Here is a 17,629-nt window from a genome sequence, read left to right as displayed (position 1 = left end):
TACCAAGTCCACTAATTGCATTCATGAATGGTTGCTCGCTCTGAATACCAAGTGGAAACGGCTTTGCCGTCCTTTTTAAGGACGGTACCGTTCCAGCGAGAAATAGAAGGATAAGTTATCATGTGAAACATATAATTTCTTATATTTTAAGATAACTCCTGCCGGAGTCTTTCTAAGATGTCGTCAAGTCTTGTTAAGCCAGCCGGGTGTCAGCATCATCATATAAATGGCATGCGGTTAGATGCCCTGGCCCGGTCTCGAGCAACGGTGGTCTTACATTGCGGCATACGTCCATCACCCGGGGACAGCGGGTATTAAAGGCACAACCGACAGGCGCATTGGCCGGACTCGGCACTTCACCCTGCAGAATAACCCGTTTCTTGCGGATATCGGGATCGGGTTCGGGGACAGCCGACAGCAGCGCCTGTGTATACGGGTGCTGCGGTTCGGCATAAAGCTCGTACTTATCGGTAATCTCTACAATCCGTCCCAAGTACATTACGGCGACGCGGTCACAGATATGCTTCACCACACTGAGATCATGGGCTATAAATATGTAGGTAAGTCCAAATTCCTTCTGTAAATCCTGCATTAGATTAATGACCTGAGACTGGATGGATACATCCAGTGCAGACACAGGCTCATCCGCTATAATCAGCTTCGGCTGCAGGGCAAGCGCCCGGGCGATTCCAATCCGCTGCCGTTGTCCGCCGGAGAATTGATGCGGATAACGCTGGAGATGTGCCTTCGCCAAGCCGACCACATCAGCCAGCCGCTCGACAGTATCCCTCCGCTGCCTGGCATCGCCAACACCATGTACAATCATCGGCTCTTCCAGAATACGCTGCACCGTATTCCGCGGGTCAAGGGAAGAGAACGGGTCCTGAAAGACAATCTGCATCTCCCGCCGGCGCTTGCGCATTTCTTCCAGAGTGAGCCTGGTGATATCCTGGCCTTCGAACCAGACCTCCCCTGCTGTAGGCTCGATCAGCCGCAGCAGCGAACGCCCGGTTGTCGATTTGCCGCAGCCGCTTTCCCCCACCAGTCCAAAGGTCTCGCCTTTGTTTACGGAGAAGGAAATATCGTCCACCGCTTTGACAGCCCCTTGCACCTTGTTGAAGAAACCTTTATGAATCGGATAATACTTCTTGAGGCCAATAACCTCGAGCAGGTTCTCGCTCATACTGCATCCTCCTGTTGGCTGTCATGCAGCCAGCATCTGCAGCTGTGCCGGTCTTCCTGCAGTGACAGCTCAGGAAGCGACTCGCGGCAGATGTCCATCATATTCGGACAGCGGGGTGCAAACCGGCAGCCCTGCATATCTTTACTGAGAATCGGCACATTGCCGGGAATGGAATACAGCCGTTCCCGGACCTCGTTCATTCTTGGCACAGACTGTATAAGCCCCCTCGTGTAGGGATGGAGCGGATTCTTAAAAATATCGCGCACACAGCCTTCCTCTACGATCTTGCCGGCATACATAACAGCAACCCGGTGGCACATCTCCGCCACAACTCCAAGTTCATGGGTAATCAGCATGACCGCAGTGCCTTGTTCTTCATTCAACCGCCGGATCAAATCCAGAATCTGCGCCTGAATCGTTACATCCAGCGCCGTTGTGGGTTCATCGGCAATGAGCAGCTCCGGACTGCAGGAGATCGACATCGCGATCATCACCCTTTGGCGCATGCCGCCCGACAACTGGTGAGGATACTCATCAATGATCGCTTCCGGCCGCGGTATCCCTACTTTGCGGAGCATCTCGGCCGCATGCTCCCGCGCTGTTCTTTTCGATAAGCCGCGGTGAAGCCGCACAGTTTCGATAATCTGCTGACCTACCGTAAACAGCGGGTTAAGCGAAGTCATTGGCTCCTGGAAGATCATCGATACCGAGTCTCCGCGGATCTTTCGCATTTCTTTTTCCCTAAGCGGAACAAGGTCCTGCCCTTTTAATAGAATGCGGCCGCTTACGATCCGGCCGGGAGGATTCGGAACCAGCTTCAGGATGGACAATGAAGTGACGCTCTTGCCGCAGCCCGATTCACCAACCACTCCAAGAACCTCACCCGGATCAATATACAAATCGACGCCGTCCACAGCAGGAACCTCTCCACGATCCGTAAAAAAATGAGTATGCAAATCCTCAATTTCCAGAATTGGCTGGATCAAAATGAACCCTCTCTTCTATTAAAAATTGAACAAAGGTCAAATGACAGACCAGTAAATCTCTCTAAAGAGAGATTCAACCGCGAATACCTTACATAATAAGTTAGTTTTTAGCATTAAATCTACATAGTTGTTATTTAATGTATAACATTACTATATAAAACCATAGTAGACAAGAAAAATTTACAAGATTAACTAACCTCATAGGATTTAATGGTATAATTAATGACAAAACAAAAAGATCCTGCTCTATTTGTAGATCAATAGCCATCTTTCCAGTTGAACCCTCATCATATCCCTATAGTAAAACGGCTCCACAATCTCCGCTTCCTCTTCGAATTTCATGATCCAACGAACAAATCCAATATCCTGTTCAACAGCTACCTTAAAGTGGAGAAAGCGGCTCTGGCGGTCCACCTTGCTCGGTTTTACAAACAACTCCTCATATTTGATCCAATCCATCATCCGTTCCGAAAATTTCACCTTGAATTCGATCTCCAGACTGTCTTGGTCCAAACGCCACTTCTGCTTCATAAAAGACTGCAAATCAAATTGCTCCTTGGAAAAAAAACGGTTCAACGGCCTGACACTCGAGAACCCGTTGATGTGAAAAGCCCGGATCATGCCAAAGCGGTGGCAGAAACCGATTAAATGATAGCGGTTCTCCAGCGGAACCAGACAGTACGGATCGATCTGTATCTCCTTCTCTTCATAGGCATTTTCACTGTAATCCGCCTGAAAGCTTCGCTGTTTCATTATAGCCAGCAGAATTTCCGTCAGAAAAGGCGAAGGCTCCCCCTGCGAAGTCCCCCTCTCTGTCCAATGCTGCCCGGCTTCTTTTTTTACGCTTTCCATCTTCTCTTCCCTTTCCGCCTTCTGCTTATATTCCGCAGCCATGATTTTTTCATAGGCGTCTTCAAAATGCGCAGGCAGCAGTGGCTTAATGTCATTCATAATGCCGCGGAGCTGTGAAAATGCGGCCGATTCTTCTTCCGACAAATCTAAAGGATAGAGTGCAAAGTTCCCGATAAAAGCATATCCCTTCCCGTGCCCCAGGTGGGTAATAGGGATATGCATGGCACTTAGCGCATCCATATCCCGGTATATCGTTCTCTCACTGTTGCCGCAGCGTTCCGCCAGCTCACGGGCTAAAATTCCGGGTTTGGCCTGAACTAGCGTAATGATGCGCATCAGCCGGATTAATCGGTCTGTCATTTTCAGTTCCCCTTGATTTATGGTAAAATAGACCCATTATTTTAAATAAATTAGTTATATATATCTAAAAACAGGGAATTAATAACCTCGTTACAAAAATATAATAGAACTATTTTACTATATTACCACATTAATATATCGCTCTATCTGTCAGCCATTCTGGTTTGCACTCAGCGAAATAGTGCAGTTATGTATATGCCCTAGTTACCGGTTGTTGGATCTTAAACTGTGTATTCCTAGAGTCACCAGACCTGAATCCCCACGTCCAACTGCTTGTACAAAGCCTCCGCCTCTTTAACCAGCTGCATGTCTCCAGATTGGGTTGCCAGCAGCAGCAGATCATCCGCCTGTCTGCGCAACTTATCATAGGAAGCTGGGTCGGATGTCTTAGAACTTAAGGCCACTGCTTCTTCCATCACCATCGCTGTCTTGAGCAGCTCCAAATGCTTGGCTACATGAAAGCAGCTGACCGTGCCGAGCACATCGGTATGGTGGGTATACTCTAGGCTTAGCTTATGCAAGGGCAGCTCGCGGATGCGTTCCACCGGGGGTTGTTTATATTGCCACTGCAGCCAGAGTGCTTCATGGTTTCCGGCTGGCATCGCCGCCATAGTGAATTCCAGCGCTATATATTTCCTCCCTCCCGCATGTATTTTGCCAAGCTTAAGCAGCAGCGATCTTCCTTCCCCTGCCTCCACTACACATCCATAACATGCCTTCAGACTTACATGCGCTTCAAGCCATACTCTCAGTTCAATTTCACGGGCAACGACTTTGCGGCTTTTCTTGCGGGTTTCCACACCTTGGACCATGCCTTCCCACTCGACTAGCAAAACTACATCTCGAGCAGCTCCTGCAAAAATCCGGTTTTGACTCCATGTAAATATGGGCTGGATACTTGCTTGCATATTTCCACCTCTTTCTTTTTTTGGATCTTCTATTAATGTACCAATAATGGCGGACAACTCCTTGTCATGGAATATATGTTCGGACCTAGAATATCGACAAAAAAAGAGCCACTCCACTAAAAAGTGGATTGCCTCTTTGCGAAAGATCGTTCTTTTGTCTAAAGATGACGAAAAATTTGTGTAATTTCACCTATTCCCCAGCTTGCCGTTCCGGCGCTCTTCCTTGAACAAGAAACCCAGTGCCCCTTTGGCGCATAGCAATGAGAATAGAAGAAACAGCACTGCCCAAAAGATGGCCGGCAAAGGAGTCAACCTCGCCAGATTGGCCGCATCCCCTGCACGGGAGGGTGTAAATGCCGCAGACGACACCAGAAAAAGTGTACCCATTACGGATTCCTCAAGTGTGAGAAACGCCAGAAACAAGTAATAATATTTGCTGATCTTAGGCCAGAGAAACATCATTGCCAGATTCAGCGCAATAAACCCGGCCAGCCACATCATGCCGAATCCGCCCCGCACATATAAAATCAGCATTATGAGTGCTATGGCGGTCGATAGCATCAGCCCCCATTGCAGCCGGTTTCTTCTATATAAATAGAACAGCAGCAAAGAGAATAACGAAGCCAGCGGATATCCGGCCAGCGATACCAGTATCGCTTGTGCTCCCGCACCAATGGCCGAATAGGTGACCCCGCTGTGATCGGCGTACAGCTCAATGCGCAGCACACTTCCCGAGAGCAGCAGGGTCATGAGCGCATGGCCGAACTCGTGAACCATCGTATCCAGATTGCGGAACAAGGAAGAGAACGGGATTAACCGTGTCAAAAAGGCAGAACCTGCCAGAAACAATAGCGTCTTGAGCCATTTATTCATCACATCAGCCCCTTTCCGTTCAAAGTATACGATAATTTGTACACCTGTGGTAGCAAAACCGAAACCTGAGTGTCTTAAATGCTGTATTACTTTTATGGTTATTGCCGCAAGCCCCAGGGCAAGTGGAAACGGCTTCGCCGTCCTCAAAGGGACGGCATCCGTTTCAGCGAGAAATAGAAGGATAATTTATAGCGTGAAGCATATAAATTCTTATCTTTTAAAAAAGCTTAAGTCCCTTTATATCCATAACTCGGGACAAAAATGTGCTTTATCCGCCAAATGATGCCAGACTTCCCCTGTAAGGTACCCGGAAGTTGTCCGGCTATGTTAAAATAAAAGTAATATTAGCCTATACCAGGTGGTGATATGTAATGAAAAAACATGTAATGAGCAAATTGATCAAGCTGTTAAGTTCGGCCCTGCTGCTGCTTGGGATAACGGCAGCCCTGCCGGCTCCTGCGGCTCAGGCCAATTACTTCAGCGATATATATAAAGGATTGCAGAATTTCTCGGAATTGCCCGGTGAAGTTAATCAATTGCAGGAAAGCTACCAGCAAACGGTGGATGAGCTCCAGCAGACCAAAAATGAGCTGGGCGAAACAACCCAAGCCTTGGGACAGACGCTGCAGGAGATGGAGACGTACCGTACCCAGAACGAGGCTCTTCAGGAGCAGAACCGCCAATTAAGCCTGGTGGTAGATGAATTGAAAAACGATCGTACGGCCCGGGAAAACTACTATAACCGGATTAAAGTTACGGTCATTACCGGGGTTGCCCTTATATTCGGTTATTTCCTGCTCACCCGGCTGCTTCGCTTCGCGATGCGCTACCGGTCCAGAAGAAGCGACCGGCTGCGGTAGTCCGCAAGGAGAGCGTTACCCACAGAAACAAGAAGTCACAGGAACAAGGAAGTGTAAGCTATGAACGTTGATGTCCAGGATGAAGGCGACAGCGGCAGCGGACAAGCCGTTGCCTTTACTGTTGGAGAGAACGAAGAGGTTCATGTGCTGCACCCGCAGCAGATTATTGCTTATCAAGGTCCCTCTTCAGGCCGGGCGGACCGGCTGATGGATGTCAAGGGCATGTACCGCAAGCGCAAGCTGATCCGCTCGGATCTCTCCGGGCCCTGCCGGTTCGTTGCTGCACTCCCTCCAGGCTATCGGATCAAAACGCTGCAGCTCGACGGAAAAAGTGATCTGCTCTATGATTTCAGGCATCTCTTCTTCTATAGTAAAGGGGTTACGATGCAGACCCGGGTGCTCAGCATGAAGAATATGCTCGTGACACGCGATGTCATCAAGGTGAAGTTCTCCGGCAGGGGCAGCATCGGCATCTTAACTGAGGGAACGGTATGCGAAGCCGAGCTGCATCCCTTCGACCCGCTGTATGTGGATGCCGGAAGCGTCATTGCCTACCCCGAGAATGCCAAGCTTGAGCTGACCGTCTACGGCAATCATCTGGCCAGCCAGCATATGAGCTATCATTGGAAGATGACAGGCCACGGACCCGTACTGTTCCAAGCCGGTCGCCAGAGCCGGCGCTTTGAACGCGACAATAATGAGGACGGGATTATCAAACGGTTTCTCCGTGAGGCGCTGCCATTCGGCGGAGTGTTTATCAAGTAGGGATAAATATAAATCTTGATTAACAAAAAGAGTGCCCGTGCGTATCACGCAAGGGCACTCTTTAATTTACAGACAATGCACACAACCCATAAACCCGGCCACAGCTTCTATACCGGGAATCACGGGTTGTTCCTGATTGCTTCTACTTGGTCACTTGGTCTTATGCCAGGTAAGCATTCAGCATCCAGGCGCTCTTCTCAACACTGCTTCTGATACCAATCAGCAGGTCGGCAGTCGGTTGATCGCTCAGCTCTTCTGCTGCCGCGATGGAATGCTTCAGCTCTTCTGCAACAAGGGCAAAATCTTTTACGAGTTGGGTAACCATTTCTTTGGCGCTTTCGCCGCCGACAGCTTCCTTGAGCTCAGAGAGGGCCAGATATTGGGTCATAGTAGAGGCCGGTTGTCCGCCGATAGCAAGCAGACGTTCAGCCAGCTCATCCACATAACCTGCAGCTTCATTGTACAGTTCTTCGAATTTGGCATGCAGTGTGAAGAATTGCGATCCGCTCACATACCAGTGGTAATGATGCAGTTTCACTCCGAGCAGGGTCCAGTTCGCGGTTTGGCGATTTAAAGCAGCATGCAGTTCAGTCTGGCTCTTTACTTGTGTACTCATTCTAATAGCCTCCTATGGTTTGTATATATGTTATTGTATTTAGACTTGTTCTAAATCTATATACAATATAACATGAAGTTATGCTTTTTGCAACGATTACGACGATTTTGTTGCTGCAAATTCTAGCATAACTTTCTGTTATACTCCTATTATTTGTATCACATTGGAGCAAAAGCACCTATATTGACACAAATCACCTCATTGCGGCATAAAAGATTACATGAAATACAAGGGTCTAAACCTAGGTAGTTTCCGCTTGCGCCGCCTTGCCTTTTCCGCTCCGGAAGATCGCCCGCATCTCGTCGCGTTTGGACTTCGGACTAAGCACGTAGACTGTATCTCCTGCCTGAATGACGGTATTGCCATGCGGAGTGACGATATTCTTATCCCGTATGATCGCCGTGAAGAGAATATCATCAGGAAGCCCCAGCTCTGCAATCTGCATCCCGGCAATCGGCATAGAGGGCTGTATTCCGATATGATTGAATTCCGAGTCCGTCTTGCCAAGGGCCACAAGCTCCATGAGGGAAGGCTGCCCCGCTTCTTCCCGCCCGACCAGCTTCAATCTGGAAGCAAGCGGTGAAATCGTCGTCCCCTGAATAACAGCCGATGTAAGGACGACGAAGAAGACGACATTAAAGAACAGCCGTCCCTGCGGAAGACCCGCCAGCAGCGGATAGGTGGCTAGTACAATCGGCACGGCGCCGCGCAGGCCAGCCCACGAGATCAGAGTTTTTTCCCGGAAAGAGAATTTGGCAAAGAGCAGGCTTATAAATACCCCGGCCGGCCGGGCAATTACCATTAGGATGACAGACAGCAGCAGCCCGTCCCAAGCGATATTAGAAAGCTCCTGCGGGAACACCAGCAGCCCCAGCAGAATGAACATGGCAATCTGCATCATCCAGGCAAAGCCGTGATTGAAGTTCATGATGGTGCGGTGATACATCAGTTCGGAATTCCCCAGCGTCAGGCCAATCACATAGACGGCAAGCAGTCCGCTGCCGTGTACCATGGCTGTGAGGCCATAGGTCAGTACGGCAAACCCTATAGCCATTACCGGATACAGACCGGTGGAATCCAGGTTGATTCTGTTGATCAGATATACGGCCAGCTTGCCGATGATGATCCCCAGCAGCAGGCCAATCCCCATTTCCCATACAAAAGACAACAGCAGGCTCCAGATGGCAGTATCGGGATGCTGAATCCATTCAATCAGCGATACGGTCAGAAATACGGCCATCGGATCATTGCTTCCAGATTCAGCCTCCAGTGTGGAGGTCAGCCTTTTGTCGATATTTTTGCCGCCCAGAACAGAGAATACGGCGGCTGCGTCCGTTGAACCGACAATCGCTCCGAACAGCAGGCTTTCTGCCCAAGGCACTCCCAGTATGAATTTGGCGAAAACGCCTACTATGGCTGTAGTCAGCAGCACACCCACCGTGGCCAAGGATAGAGCCGGCGCCATAATCGGCCGGATATCCTTCATGCTGGTCTGCATCCCGCCTTCAAACAGGATCACGACCAGTGCAAAAATCCCGGCAATCTGGGTCAGGGATGCATTGTTAAAATAGACAAAGTGGCTGAGTACCATCCCCACCGCAATAAATAATACGAGCGCCGGCATGCCGAACCGTGTAGAGAATTTTGTGGAAAGCACTCCTACAAGCAGCAGCACCGCCAGCAGCATAATAATCTGATCTGCAAGATGAGTCATCGTTTACTTCGCACCCTTCTGATATGAAATCAAGCAGACGTTACCGCTCCTTGTGTTATTTACGTTATTAACCTCAAAAGTCTTTTCTTGAGTCAGCTGCGGTAAAGACTGCCGGGTGCCCTGCTCTGGTCATCTACACTTCCACACTGAATTTATAATGCTCAAACGGCCGTACATCATACATCTCTTCTATTAACTACATAACAAAAGCCTGACCATGAAAGGTCAGGCTTACGACTCATTTAACATTGAATATTATAATTCAAACTCCTCCGTTGAATCTGAAAGGCCGCCATTCTGTGTCCCCTTGTTATTTGCCACGGCAAGAATATACAGTTTATATTTTTTGCCTTTAATAATGGGACTACCGTTGACGTCTATTGTTGATGCTGTAATTACCGGATTCGTTCCGTTAGGAATGATGGAGTTGTAAGAGGAAGCAGTCACCCCAATGGCATCACCCAGGCCAAAACCCTGCTTGGCCGGAACTACTAATACCCGGTATTCAGAAATATTGGTCTCATTGGACGATTTGGTGAAGCGGGCCAGTATTCTGCTGTCGTTCACTTGATACGTGACGTTGGTTACAGAAACCACAGGGGTTTTGGACGACAACGTAATGTCCGAGGATGCCTGGGACAAGACATTAGAACCTGAGTAATTCCCACTACCAACAGATAATACATATACTTTATAAGTGGTTCCCTCTTTGATCCAATTGCCGCGCACATCTCTGGAGGATGAATTTAATATTTGACTGGTGCTATTCTCTGATGTGCTCACCGCTGTATAGTTGGAGCTGGATATACGATTGGCTTCGGATACGCTGAAGTTGCTGTAATATGAGGTTGGCACCACCATGATCAGATATTTGCTGATGTACCTTTCGTCCACAGCATGAGTAAATGATACTTTCATATCCCGTCCATCACCATTGTCGCTAACATCGCTTACTGTTAGATTAGAAACGGCTCCCATACTGAAGTCAGTCAGCAGCGTAATAACCGATGATGCGCTGGAAAGCACATTTGCACTTGAATTGCTTCCAACCGATAACACGTACACTTGATAACCAGTTCCATTTTTGATCAAATTACCCCGTACGTCTCTGGTTGATGAGGTCAGGATTTGATTGGTGCTGCTTCCTGATGTACTCACCGCTGTATAATTGGAGCTGGATACATTATTCGCTTCAGATACACTGAAGCCGCTGTAATAAGCTGTAGGTACGACCATAATCCGATACTGGTTAATATTAGCTTCGGCTGTGGGATGGACAAAGGACACTTTCATATCCCGGCCGTCTCCATAGTCATTAACATCACTAACGATGAAGCTTGAGATTCCTGTAGTGGACAACGTAATCGCGGATGACGCAGGAGACAGTACTTGATTGGACGCATTCCTGCTATCTACCGCCATGACAAACACCCGGTAGCTCACACCCGACTTTATAAGGGCTCCATCGACATCCCTGGATCCTGAAGCCAAGACCTGAGAAAGATTATTTCCCGTCTTGCTGACTTGGGTGTAGTTAGAGCTGGAAACTGCGTTTGCTGCCGCCACATTGAAATTTGTATAATTCGCTGCTTTGACTACAAATATCCGGTAAGAATTGACCTTCGATTCATCCGGCAACTTGTTGAAGCTGACGGACAAATCCCGTCCATCGCCATTATCCCCGACATCATTCACTTGTATATTGGTTGGTGCGGATACAATATTATTCACCAACGTAAGCGTTGCAGAACTATTCGAAAGGGCACTGGTATTATTCCCTTTGCCTACCGCCAAAACATAAGCAATATACGGTTGATTGACTTTAATTAATTCACCGCTGATATCCCTCGACCCAGCGTTCAGTTTAAACGCAGGATTAGCTCCGATAGACAATACCGTAGAATAATTGGACGGTGCTATCTGTTGGGCGGATGACAAGTTTAATGTGTTCCCCGCTTTCACAATCAGTACCCTGTAATGATCAACAATGGACTCATCTGCCGCCCGGACGAAGCTGACCTGCAGATCACGTCCGTCACCGCTGTCACTCACATCCTGCAGGACTACATTGGATGCCGGACTTACGCTTCCACCTTTACCTCCGGAAGTCGTTATGGACACAGTTCTCGCTTTGGAATTCCATACCACTTCCTGACCCAGAGCTTCGCTGACGAACCGTGTTGGAACCAGCGTTCTGCCCTTCAAACTTTGACCAGGCACATCCAGGATAACAGGCTTATTGTTAATCGTGGCAAGTGTGGAGCCAAGCTTCAATACAATCGTTGTATCCTCTTTTGTTGCTGTTACTGTTTTTGTCTGCTTATCCCACGTGGTGGTGGCATCAAAGGCTTCAAAAATGGCCCGTAACGGCACCAGCGTTCGTCCACGCACCGATATAGGGGGTTGATCAGTAGGTAAAGGAACACCGTCAATCACAATTTTGATAGGTGCATCTGCCTGAGCCGGGGACTGCAGCAGCATCGGGAACACCAGCAACCCCGCTAAAATCGAAATCCATAACTTCTTCACAAGCTCACCCTCCTGGATAATAAATAATTCCATTTTCTTGACTATCCCTTTGACGCATCAACCGGTCTAAAAGTTTCTCGATTTACTGGTTACAATAAATTAATTCAATTTCCACTCCCAGGCCAAGTATTCAGGGATATGGAAACGCAAAAAAAATCCCCGCCACACTTACGGCAGGGATTCATTTCGTGATCCGGCTGGAACGCCCCTTGCAAAGCTACACGACTTCCGGAATTTCAAACGGCTCCTGAAGCGAAGGCCGGCCTACCGGGTAATACCCGAAGCCCAATCCGCTTACCTGCTGCTCCGAGAAGGCGTTTCTGCCATCAATGAGGACGGTGCCGCTCATGGCTGCTTTTACCTCGGCCAGATTGATCTCTTTAAACTGCCTCCACTCTGTCAGCAGGCACAACGCGTCGCTGTCCTTCGCAGCTTCCAGCGCCGAACTGCACCACTGAATTCCGGAATGATTCCGCAGCCGCCGGAAATTATCCATGGCCACCGGGTCGTATACCTTAGGAGTGGCACCAAGCTGAATGAGCCGGTCGACGATCTCCAGTGCGGGAGCCTCCCGGACATCATCGGTTTCCGGCTTGAAGGCCAGCCCCCACAGCGCGATGGTTCTGCCCTCCAGGCTGCCCAGTGCCTGATGAAGCTTGCTGATGACACTATAGCGCTGTTCTTTATTGACTTCCACTACTGATTTCAGCAGCTTAAAATCATAATGCACATTGCCTGCGATTTGGATCAGCGCCGTTGTATCCTTGGGGAAGCAGGAGCCGCCATAGCCAATACCCGCTCCCAGAAACGAGGGCCCGATTCGTGTATCCAGTCCCATTCCCTTGGCTACCTCCGTGACATCGGCCTTTACCTTCTCGCAAATGTTGGCGATCTCGTTGATAAATGAAATTTTGGTAGCCAGAAAAGCATTGGAGGCGTATTTAATCATCTCCGCACTGCGGATGTCTGTGATCAATATTCTGGTGTTCAGCGGCTCATGCAGTCCGCTCAGCAGCTTGGAAGCACGCTGGCTGTCCGTCCCGATGATAATGCGGTCCGGAGCCAGCGTATCCCGGATAGCCGTTCCTTCACGCAGGAACTCCGGAAGCGAAGCAATATCGAACGGCCCTTCGTATAACTCGCTCAGCAGCTCACGGACTCTGTCATTGGTGCCTACCGGCACGGTGCTCTTCACGCAGACTACTTTATAACCGTTCATGGCCGCGCCGATCTCCCTTACGGCTGCATCGACGAACCGCAGATCCGCTTCACCGCTCGGCAGCGAAGGCGTTCCTACCGCTATAATCACCAGCTCTGCATCCGCCACTGCACCGGACAGGTCTGTCGTGAAGCGGAGCCGGCCCGCCTCCATATTTGTGCAGGACATCTCCCCAAGCCCCGGCTCATAAATCGGAATGCCGCCACTCAGAAGCAGCTCAATTTTCTCCGCATCCTTATCGACACAATACACCTGATGCCCAAGCTCTGCATAGCATACACCTGACACCAAACCGACATACCCTGTTCCTATCACAGTAATGTTCATGTCTCTGCTCCTCATCAAAGTTTTGTGAGCTTAAATAGAAGAACTTATCCCCTGGCGATATCGCCGAGAGCGATCCTCGCCTCCCGCTGCTCCGCCTGTTTGGCAAGTGCCGCCTGCCTGGACAAGGCATGAAGAACCAGCGCAAAGCTGCAGACAAATCTTGTCCCCATCCCGATGCAAATGCTCCATGCGGCGCCGGTTGCCCCATAGACCGGGATCAGCAGGAAGGAGCTTGCGATAATGGATACGCAGGTCAGCAGAAATACCGGAATTTGCAGCTTAATATAACGGGAGACGGTTAAAGCTGCACTGAGACAGCCTGTCATGTACCAGATCGTACTTGCCAGCATGATAATAATGAAGACGTTGTTGTACGCGGCATAATCGGGACTGTAGAGCAGGCTGAGCAGAAACTCACCCATGAAATAGGCAACGGAAAGACCCGCAAGTCCGAGCAGCAGGCATAGGCCCATGATCTGCAGGAGCAGCCGTTTGAACCGCTGCAGGTTGTCCCGGTAGTAGCGCGACAGTCTCGGACTCGACGCCTGTGTCATTGCATTGACAAAGGTGCCTCCCGCCATCATGATGTAGGCAATCGCAGAATAGTAGCCGAGCGCTTCCTCACCGCCGATATGCTGGAGAAAATAACGCGGAATGCTGCTGTTCAGCGAATCCAGCGTAGCGGTAATACCCAGTGGCAATACAAGCAGGAGCAGCCCCTTGAGCGTAGTCCGCTCCCCTTTCCCGAAATCCTTCCAGAGACTCACCAGGCGGCCCTTCTTCGGTCTCCCTTCCGCCGAACCGCTGTGCAGCATGGCAGCCCCGTTCTTCATGTCATAGAACAAGAGAATCCCTAGCCAGGCAAGCGCAAGCGCTAAAGCTCCGGCAGCAATGCTTTGGGTCAGATATACGCTTATCCCAAGCACAAGGACAGAGGACAACCCTTTTAGAATCATGGATTTCCCGACATACTCCATCTTTTCATTCCGCTGGAATAGTCCGAAATAAATGTCCGAGACGGATTCGACCATTTTGGCCGCGCAGACGAACCAGACCACAAGAAGCGTATTCAGGGATAGCGGAATGAATGCAGTAACAGCGAGAATGAGGAGGAATACAGCCGTCATCGACAGCAGTCTGAGTGTTAAATATTGCTGGAATGAATACTGGTTGTTGGCATCGGTAGCCTGGAAATCACGAAGCTGGAAATTTGCAAACAGAATGACCGGAGCCGTAATTGACAGAGCCAGCACATACTGGCCGACCATGGCCGGGCTTCCGAGCTTCGCCAGCAAAACCACCATCCCCCATTGGGATAACGAATAAATTAAATTTCCGGTGAACAGCCACGAAAAGTTTTTGCCGGAGGCCTTCTTCATCATTCTCATTGCTACTCTCCTTTAATGGTGCAGCCTTTCAGCTCGTGAATCGTTCTTTGAAATACACGGCGGGAAATCCGACATGAACCTGGTTCGCGGGAATATCTTTCATCACGGTGCTCCTTGCCCCTGCAACCCCCATTTCATAGATTGTTACTCCGGGGTATACAAAGACATGGCTAGCCACCCATGCTCCGTCTTTCAGCTCTATCGGTTTCGTAATGAGACCGAAATGGGGATCATTCAGCTTATGGCTGCCTGTACACAAATAGGCGTTCTGGGATATCACACAATGGTCACCGATCACGATGCTGTCCAGACTGTACAGCTCCGCGTGGTCTCCAATCCAGGAATAATCACCGATCTTGACCTTCCAGGGATACGTGAACTTCGCCGAAGGCCTTATCCTTACCCCTTTGCCTACCTGTGCGCCGAACAGACGCAGCAAAGCGCTGCGGAAGCCATGCATATTGTGCAGCGACACTCTGAACACGGTTGCCTGTATCAGCCACCACAGCATTACTACAGCGCCGCTTCTCCCTCTAACGAACCAGGATTGATCATACTTCGCTAAGTTCATCTTCATTGTTCAGACCTCATCCATAATTAGTTCCAACCGCTTTAGATAGTCCGCTTCCTTATACCTGCGTAGAATCTTACTCCGGTTCTCATCAGCCATTTGCTTCATTCCGCTCCGGTCCTGAAGCAGTCCGGCGATGACTCCGGCAATCGCCTCCGGCGACTGCGGTTCGATCAGAAAGCCGTTCTCCTCAGATACGATGTCGGGAATGCCGGCATGTTTCGTCGAGATAATGGCCAGTCCGTTGCCCATTGCTTCAATTATGGAGATCGGCTGCCCTTCATTGGGATAATAGGTCGGAAGCGCAAAGATATCGCAGCGCTCCAGCAGCCGTTTCTTGCGCTCCCCGGTTACCACGCCATGGTAAGAGACTTTATCCTGCAGCCTGTTCTGCTGAATGTAGGCCAGGAACTCCTCCTCATCCTCCCGATTGAAGAAGCTGCCGGCAAAATGAAAATGAATGTCCCGGTCCCTGAGGCGTTCCGCTGCCATCAACAGATCGAAGTATCCCTTGCTCTTAATGAAATTGCTCAGGTATACCACCTCAAGCGGCTTTCCGGTTTCCATCAGCCTGAAGATTTTGCTCTCATATTCCCATGAGGTTAAGAGCTGGCTGTCCTCAATGCAGTTCTCGCAAATTCTGATTTTCCCGGCATCGACAATCCCGGCAAACAGGCATTCCAGACTTTTGCTGAGGACAATCATCACATCCACTTTGGCGAGCAGTTTCTTGTTGATGGCCCGCTGCAGGGGATTAAACTGGCTGTACAGCTGTCTGAAGTAGCCGCCGTGATAATGAATGACCACTTTTTTGCCCTTCCTGAACAGATTGGCCAGAATAAACATGTCCCGCAGATTGCCCCACTTGGATTGTGAAATGGTAAAGTAAAAAATATCTGTGTCCTGGCGGTTGATCATGCTCATATGAGCAGCAACCTTCTTATTGTCCTTAATATCCACATGGGTAAGTTCGTATTTTTCGTTAAAAAGCCGGGAATTCAGAAGTGTCTCGAGTGCTTTGGACAATCCGTGCACAGGCGGGGGAAATTGGCCGATAATGCAGATTTTCTTCATTATGATCACCTTCATTGTCACTTGGGATAATGTTCTGACCTCCGTAGCTGGACCCACGGGCCCGAATGCATCTTAGCCATCTTTCTTTTATTCTCTGTGCTCTCCGCCTTGCCAATCCGCAGCCGGGACACCTCCTCGCTCTGCAGAATAGCCACCCAAAAGAGCACCTGGATGAAGGCAAAAGAATCAAATTGCAGAAGCGAATACAACAGCAGGACGACCATCAGCTTCGGGAAATTGCCCTTGTGGCTGAGCCTTACTAAAGAGAGCAATAATAAAATCAGCATAATCCCCAGCAGGCCGAATTCCGACAGCAGCCGGGTGTACATGTTATATTGCGGGAGGGTCAGATTGTATTTAGCGTCCCTAAGCTCCTCGTTCTCTTCAAGGGTATCAGCGGGAATATGGTCCAAATTATGCATAAAGCCGTAATAGTAATTCCCCATTCCATACCCGAACCACGGCTTATCGAGAAAGGATCGAAAACCCAGACTGGAGTAAGTGCTTCTGATGCTGAATGAATTATCTTCCGTAATACTGGCAGGATCCTCGTAGATATGCAGAATACGGTAGTAATGATCGGATTTTAATTGAAAGAGATTGTTAACAAACACGATATTCAGCAGAACAGCAGCAGCCGCAAGGTACATCATAAACTTCATGAATAACATCAGGAACTTTTCGGGCTTGCTGGTAACAATGACATACACGACCACAAAAAACAGCAGATCCAGATAATAACGGATAGACAAGGAGAGCAGCGATAACGGGATAAAGATCCATAGCAGGACTTTGTCGGATTTCGTTAAATAATTGTATTTCTTCAGGATGAGATAGGCCGGGAACAGCAGCAGATTGGTATGAAGTCCGATGTAGGATGGCTCCGAGAATGTAAAATGCAGCCGTCCTGCGGTGACGTAAGAATCCCTCTGGACGAAAAAACCGATTACACTGCTTAGCGCGCCGCTATGAAAGGCATACATATATACAAGCTGGAGCAGACCGATTATGACGGCCAGCCAATATCCTCTGAACATCCAGCGGAACAAGGTCAGGAATGAATCCTTGCGGTATTCGCTCGAATGTACATATATTCTGAAGCTCAGATAGATGATAATGCCGGCGGCCAGAGAAACCACTGCATCCTGAAGCCCCGCAAAGGAGTAATTGTTCTGCAGGCCCAGGATTGCGGAGATCAGGACTGCCGATACCAGAACGATAAAGATCCAGATCTCCTTTCTCTGGAACTTCATCCGGATCAGTACCGGAATCTTGAGTACACAATACAGTACGATAAAAATCAGAGAAACCGGCTTGTATGCTCCGCCGAACATATAGGGGAAATTGTCCAGCGGGAGCAATGCAAAAGCGAGATAAATGAAAGCATTCATAGCTATTCTCCTG

Annotated in this window: 15 protein-coding genes; 2 read left to right on the top strand and 13 right to left on the bottom strand. The window is 49.2% G+C overall.

All coding sequences use genetic code 11. The annotated features are described in order from the left end of the window. Window positions 1-193: 193 nt before the first annotated feature. The 5 genes from MHI45_RS24355 to MHI45_RS24335 form a co-directional block, all read right to left on the bottom strand. Complete coding sequence (locus MHI45_RS24355; RefSeq protein ID WP_076113472.1) at window positions 194-1,183, bottom strand: ABC transporter ATP-binding protein; 990 nt, start codon at window positions 1,181-1,183, stop codon at window positions 194-196. After that, window positions 1,180-2,169 carry an ABC transporter ATP-binding protein gene (locus MHI45_RS24350; protein ID WP_341119565.1) on the bottom strand — a complete coding sequence of 330 codons (990 nt, stop codon included), beginning with the start codon at window positions 2,167-2,169 and terminating at the stop codon, window positions 1,180-1,182. The genes MHI45_RS24355 and MHI45_RS24350 overlap by 4 nt, the downstream gene beginning before the upstream one ends. A gap of 246 nt (window positions 2,170-2,415) precedes the next feature. Then, window positions 2,416-3,381, bottom strand: a complete 966-nt coding sequence (locus MHI45_RS24345) for a helix-turn-helix transcriptional regulator (protein WP_076113470.1) — start codon at window positions 3,379-3,381, stop codon at window positions 2,416-2,418. Window positions 3,382-3,623: 242 nt separating this feature from the next. Further along, on the bottom strand, window positions 3,624-4,289 hold the full coding sequence (locus tag MHI45_RS24340) for a hypothetical protein (RefSeq protein ID WP_038586588.1): 666 nt from the start codon (window positions 4,287-4,289) through the stop codon (window positions 3,624-3,626). Between the two features lie 186 nt (window positions 4,290-4,475). Then, a complete protein-coding gene (locus tag MHI45_RS24335) occupies window positions 4,476-5,162 on the bottom strand; it encodes a M50 family metallopeptidase (RefSeq protein ID WP_076113469.1) in 687 nt (228 codons plus the stop codon). 371 nt (window positions 5,163-5,533) lie between these two features. Between MHI45_RS24335 and MHI45_RS24330 the strand changes: the two genes are divergently transcribed. Beyond that, window positions 5,534-6,022 (top strand): hypothetical protein, encoded by a 489-nt coding sequence (locus tag MHI45_RS24330; protein ID WP_038586583.1) that lies wholly within the window; start codon window positions 5,534-5,536, stop codon window positions 6,020-6,022. Between the two features lie 60 nt (window positions 6,023-6,082). Next, on the top strand, window positions 6,083-6,787 hold the full coding sequence (locus tag MHI45_RS24325) for an AIM24 family protein (RefSeq protein ID WP_038586581.1): 705 nt from the start codon (window positions 6,083-6,085) through the stop codon (window positions 6,785-6,787). Between the two features lie 160 nt (window positions 6,788-6,947). Here MHI45_RS24325 and MHI45_RS24320 read toward each other — a convergent pair whose 3' ends face one another. The 8 genes from MHI45_RS24320 to MHI45_RS24285 all read right to left on the bottom strand — a co-directional run bounded on the left by MHI45_RS24320 (window position 6,948) and on the right by MHI45_RS24285 (window position 17,616). Continuing rightward, complete coding sequence (locus tag MHI45_RS24320; protein WP_038586577.1) at window positions 6,948-7,403, bottom strand: Dps family protein; 456 nt, start codon at window positions 7,401-7,403, stop codon at window positions 6,948-6,950. A 241-nt stretch (window positions 7,404-7,644) separates the two neighbouring features. Further along, window positions 7,645-9,117, bottom strand: coding sequence for a potassium/proton antiporter (locus MHI45_RS24315; protein ID WP_341119561.1), 1,473 nt, complete (start codon window positions 9,115-9,117; stop codon window positions 7,645-7,647). A 255-nt stretch (window positions 9,118-9,372) separates the two neighbouring features. After that, window positions 9,373-11,646 (bottom strand): copper amine oxidase N-terminal domain-containing protein, encoded by a 2,274-nt coding sequence (locus MHI45_RS24310; RefSeq protein ID WP_341119560.1) that lies wholly within the window; start codon window positions 11,644-11,646, stop codon window positions 9,373-9,375. Window positions 11,647-11,863: 217 nt separating this feature from the next. After that, window positions 11,864-13,192: a UDP-glucose dehydrogenase family protein gene (locus MHI45_RS24305; protein ID WP_340894573.1), complete on the bottom strand. Its 1,329-nt coding sequence runs from the start codon at window positions 13,190-13,192 to the stop codon at window positions 11,864-11,866. Between the two features lie 44 nt (window positions 13,193-13,236). Next, the gene (locus MHI45_RS24300) at window positions 13,237-14,580 is read right to left on the bottom strand and encodes a lipopolysaccharide biosynthesis protein (protein ID WP_341119559.1); all 1,344 of its coding nucleotides are present in this window, start codon (window positions 14,578-14,580) and stop codon (window positions 13,237-13,239) included. A gap of 28 nt (window positions 14,581-14,608) precedes the next feature. Further along, on the bottom strand, window positions 14,609-15,157 hold the full coding sequence (locus tag MHI45_RS24295) for a WcaF family extracellular polysaccharide biosynthesis acetyltransferase (RefSeq protein WP_038586568.1): 549 nt from the start codon (window positions 15,155-15,157) through the stop codon (window positions 14,609-14,611). Window positions 15,158-15,160: 3 nt separating this feature from the next. Beyond that, window positions 15,161-16,225: a glycosyltransferase family 4 protein gene (locus MHI45_RS24290; protein WP_341119558.1), complete on the bottom strand. Its 1,065-nt coding sequence runs from the start codon at window positions 16,223-16,225 to the stop codon at window positions 15,161-15,163. 17 nt (window positions 16,226-16,242) lie between these two features. Beyond that, a complete protein-coding gene (locus MHI45_RS24285; RefSeq protein WP_340894578.1) occupies window positions 16,243-17,616 on the bottom strand; it encodes an O-antigen ligase family protein in 1,374 nt (457 codons plus the stop codon). Window positions 17,617-17,629 lie beyond the last annotated feature (13 nt).

It is taken from the genome of Paenibacillus sp. FSL H3-0321, from assembly GCF_038002865.1.
In the GTDB taxonomy this organism is placed as follows: Bacteria; Bacillota; Bacilli; order Paenibacillales; family Paenibacillaceae; genus Paenibacillus_AQ.
Note: the sequence above shows the minus strand (reverse complement) of the source record. Positions and strands in the feature narration are given on the sequence as shown.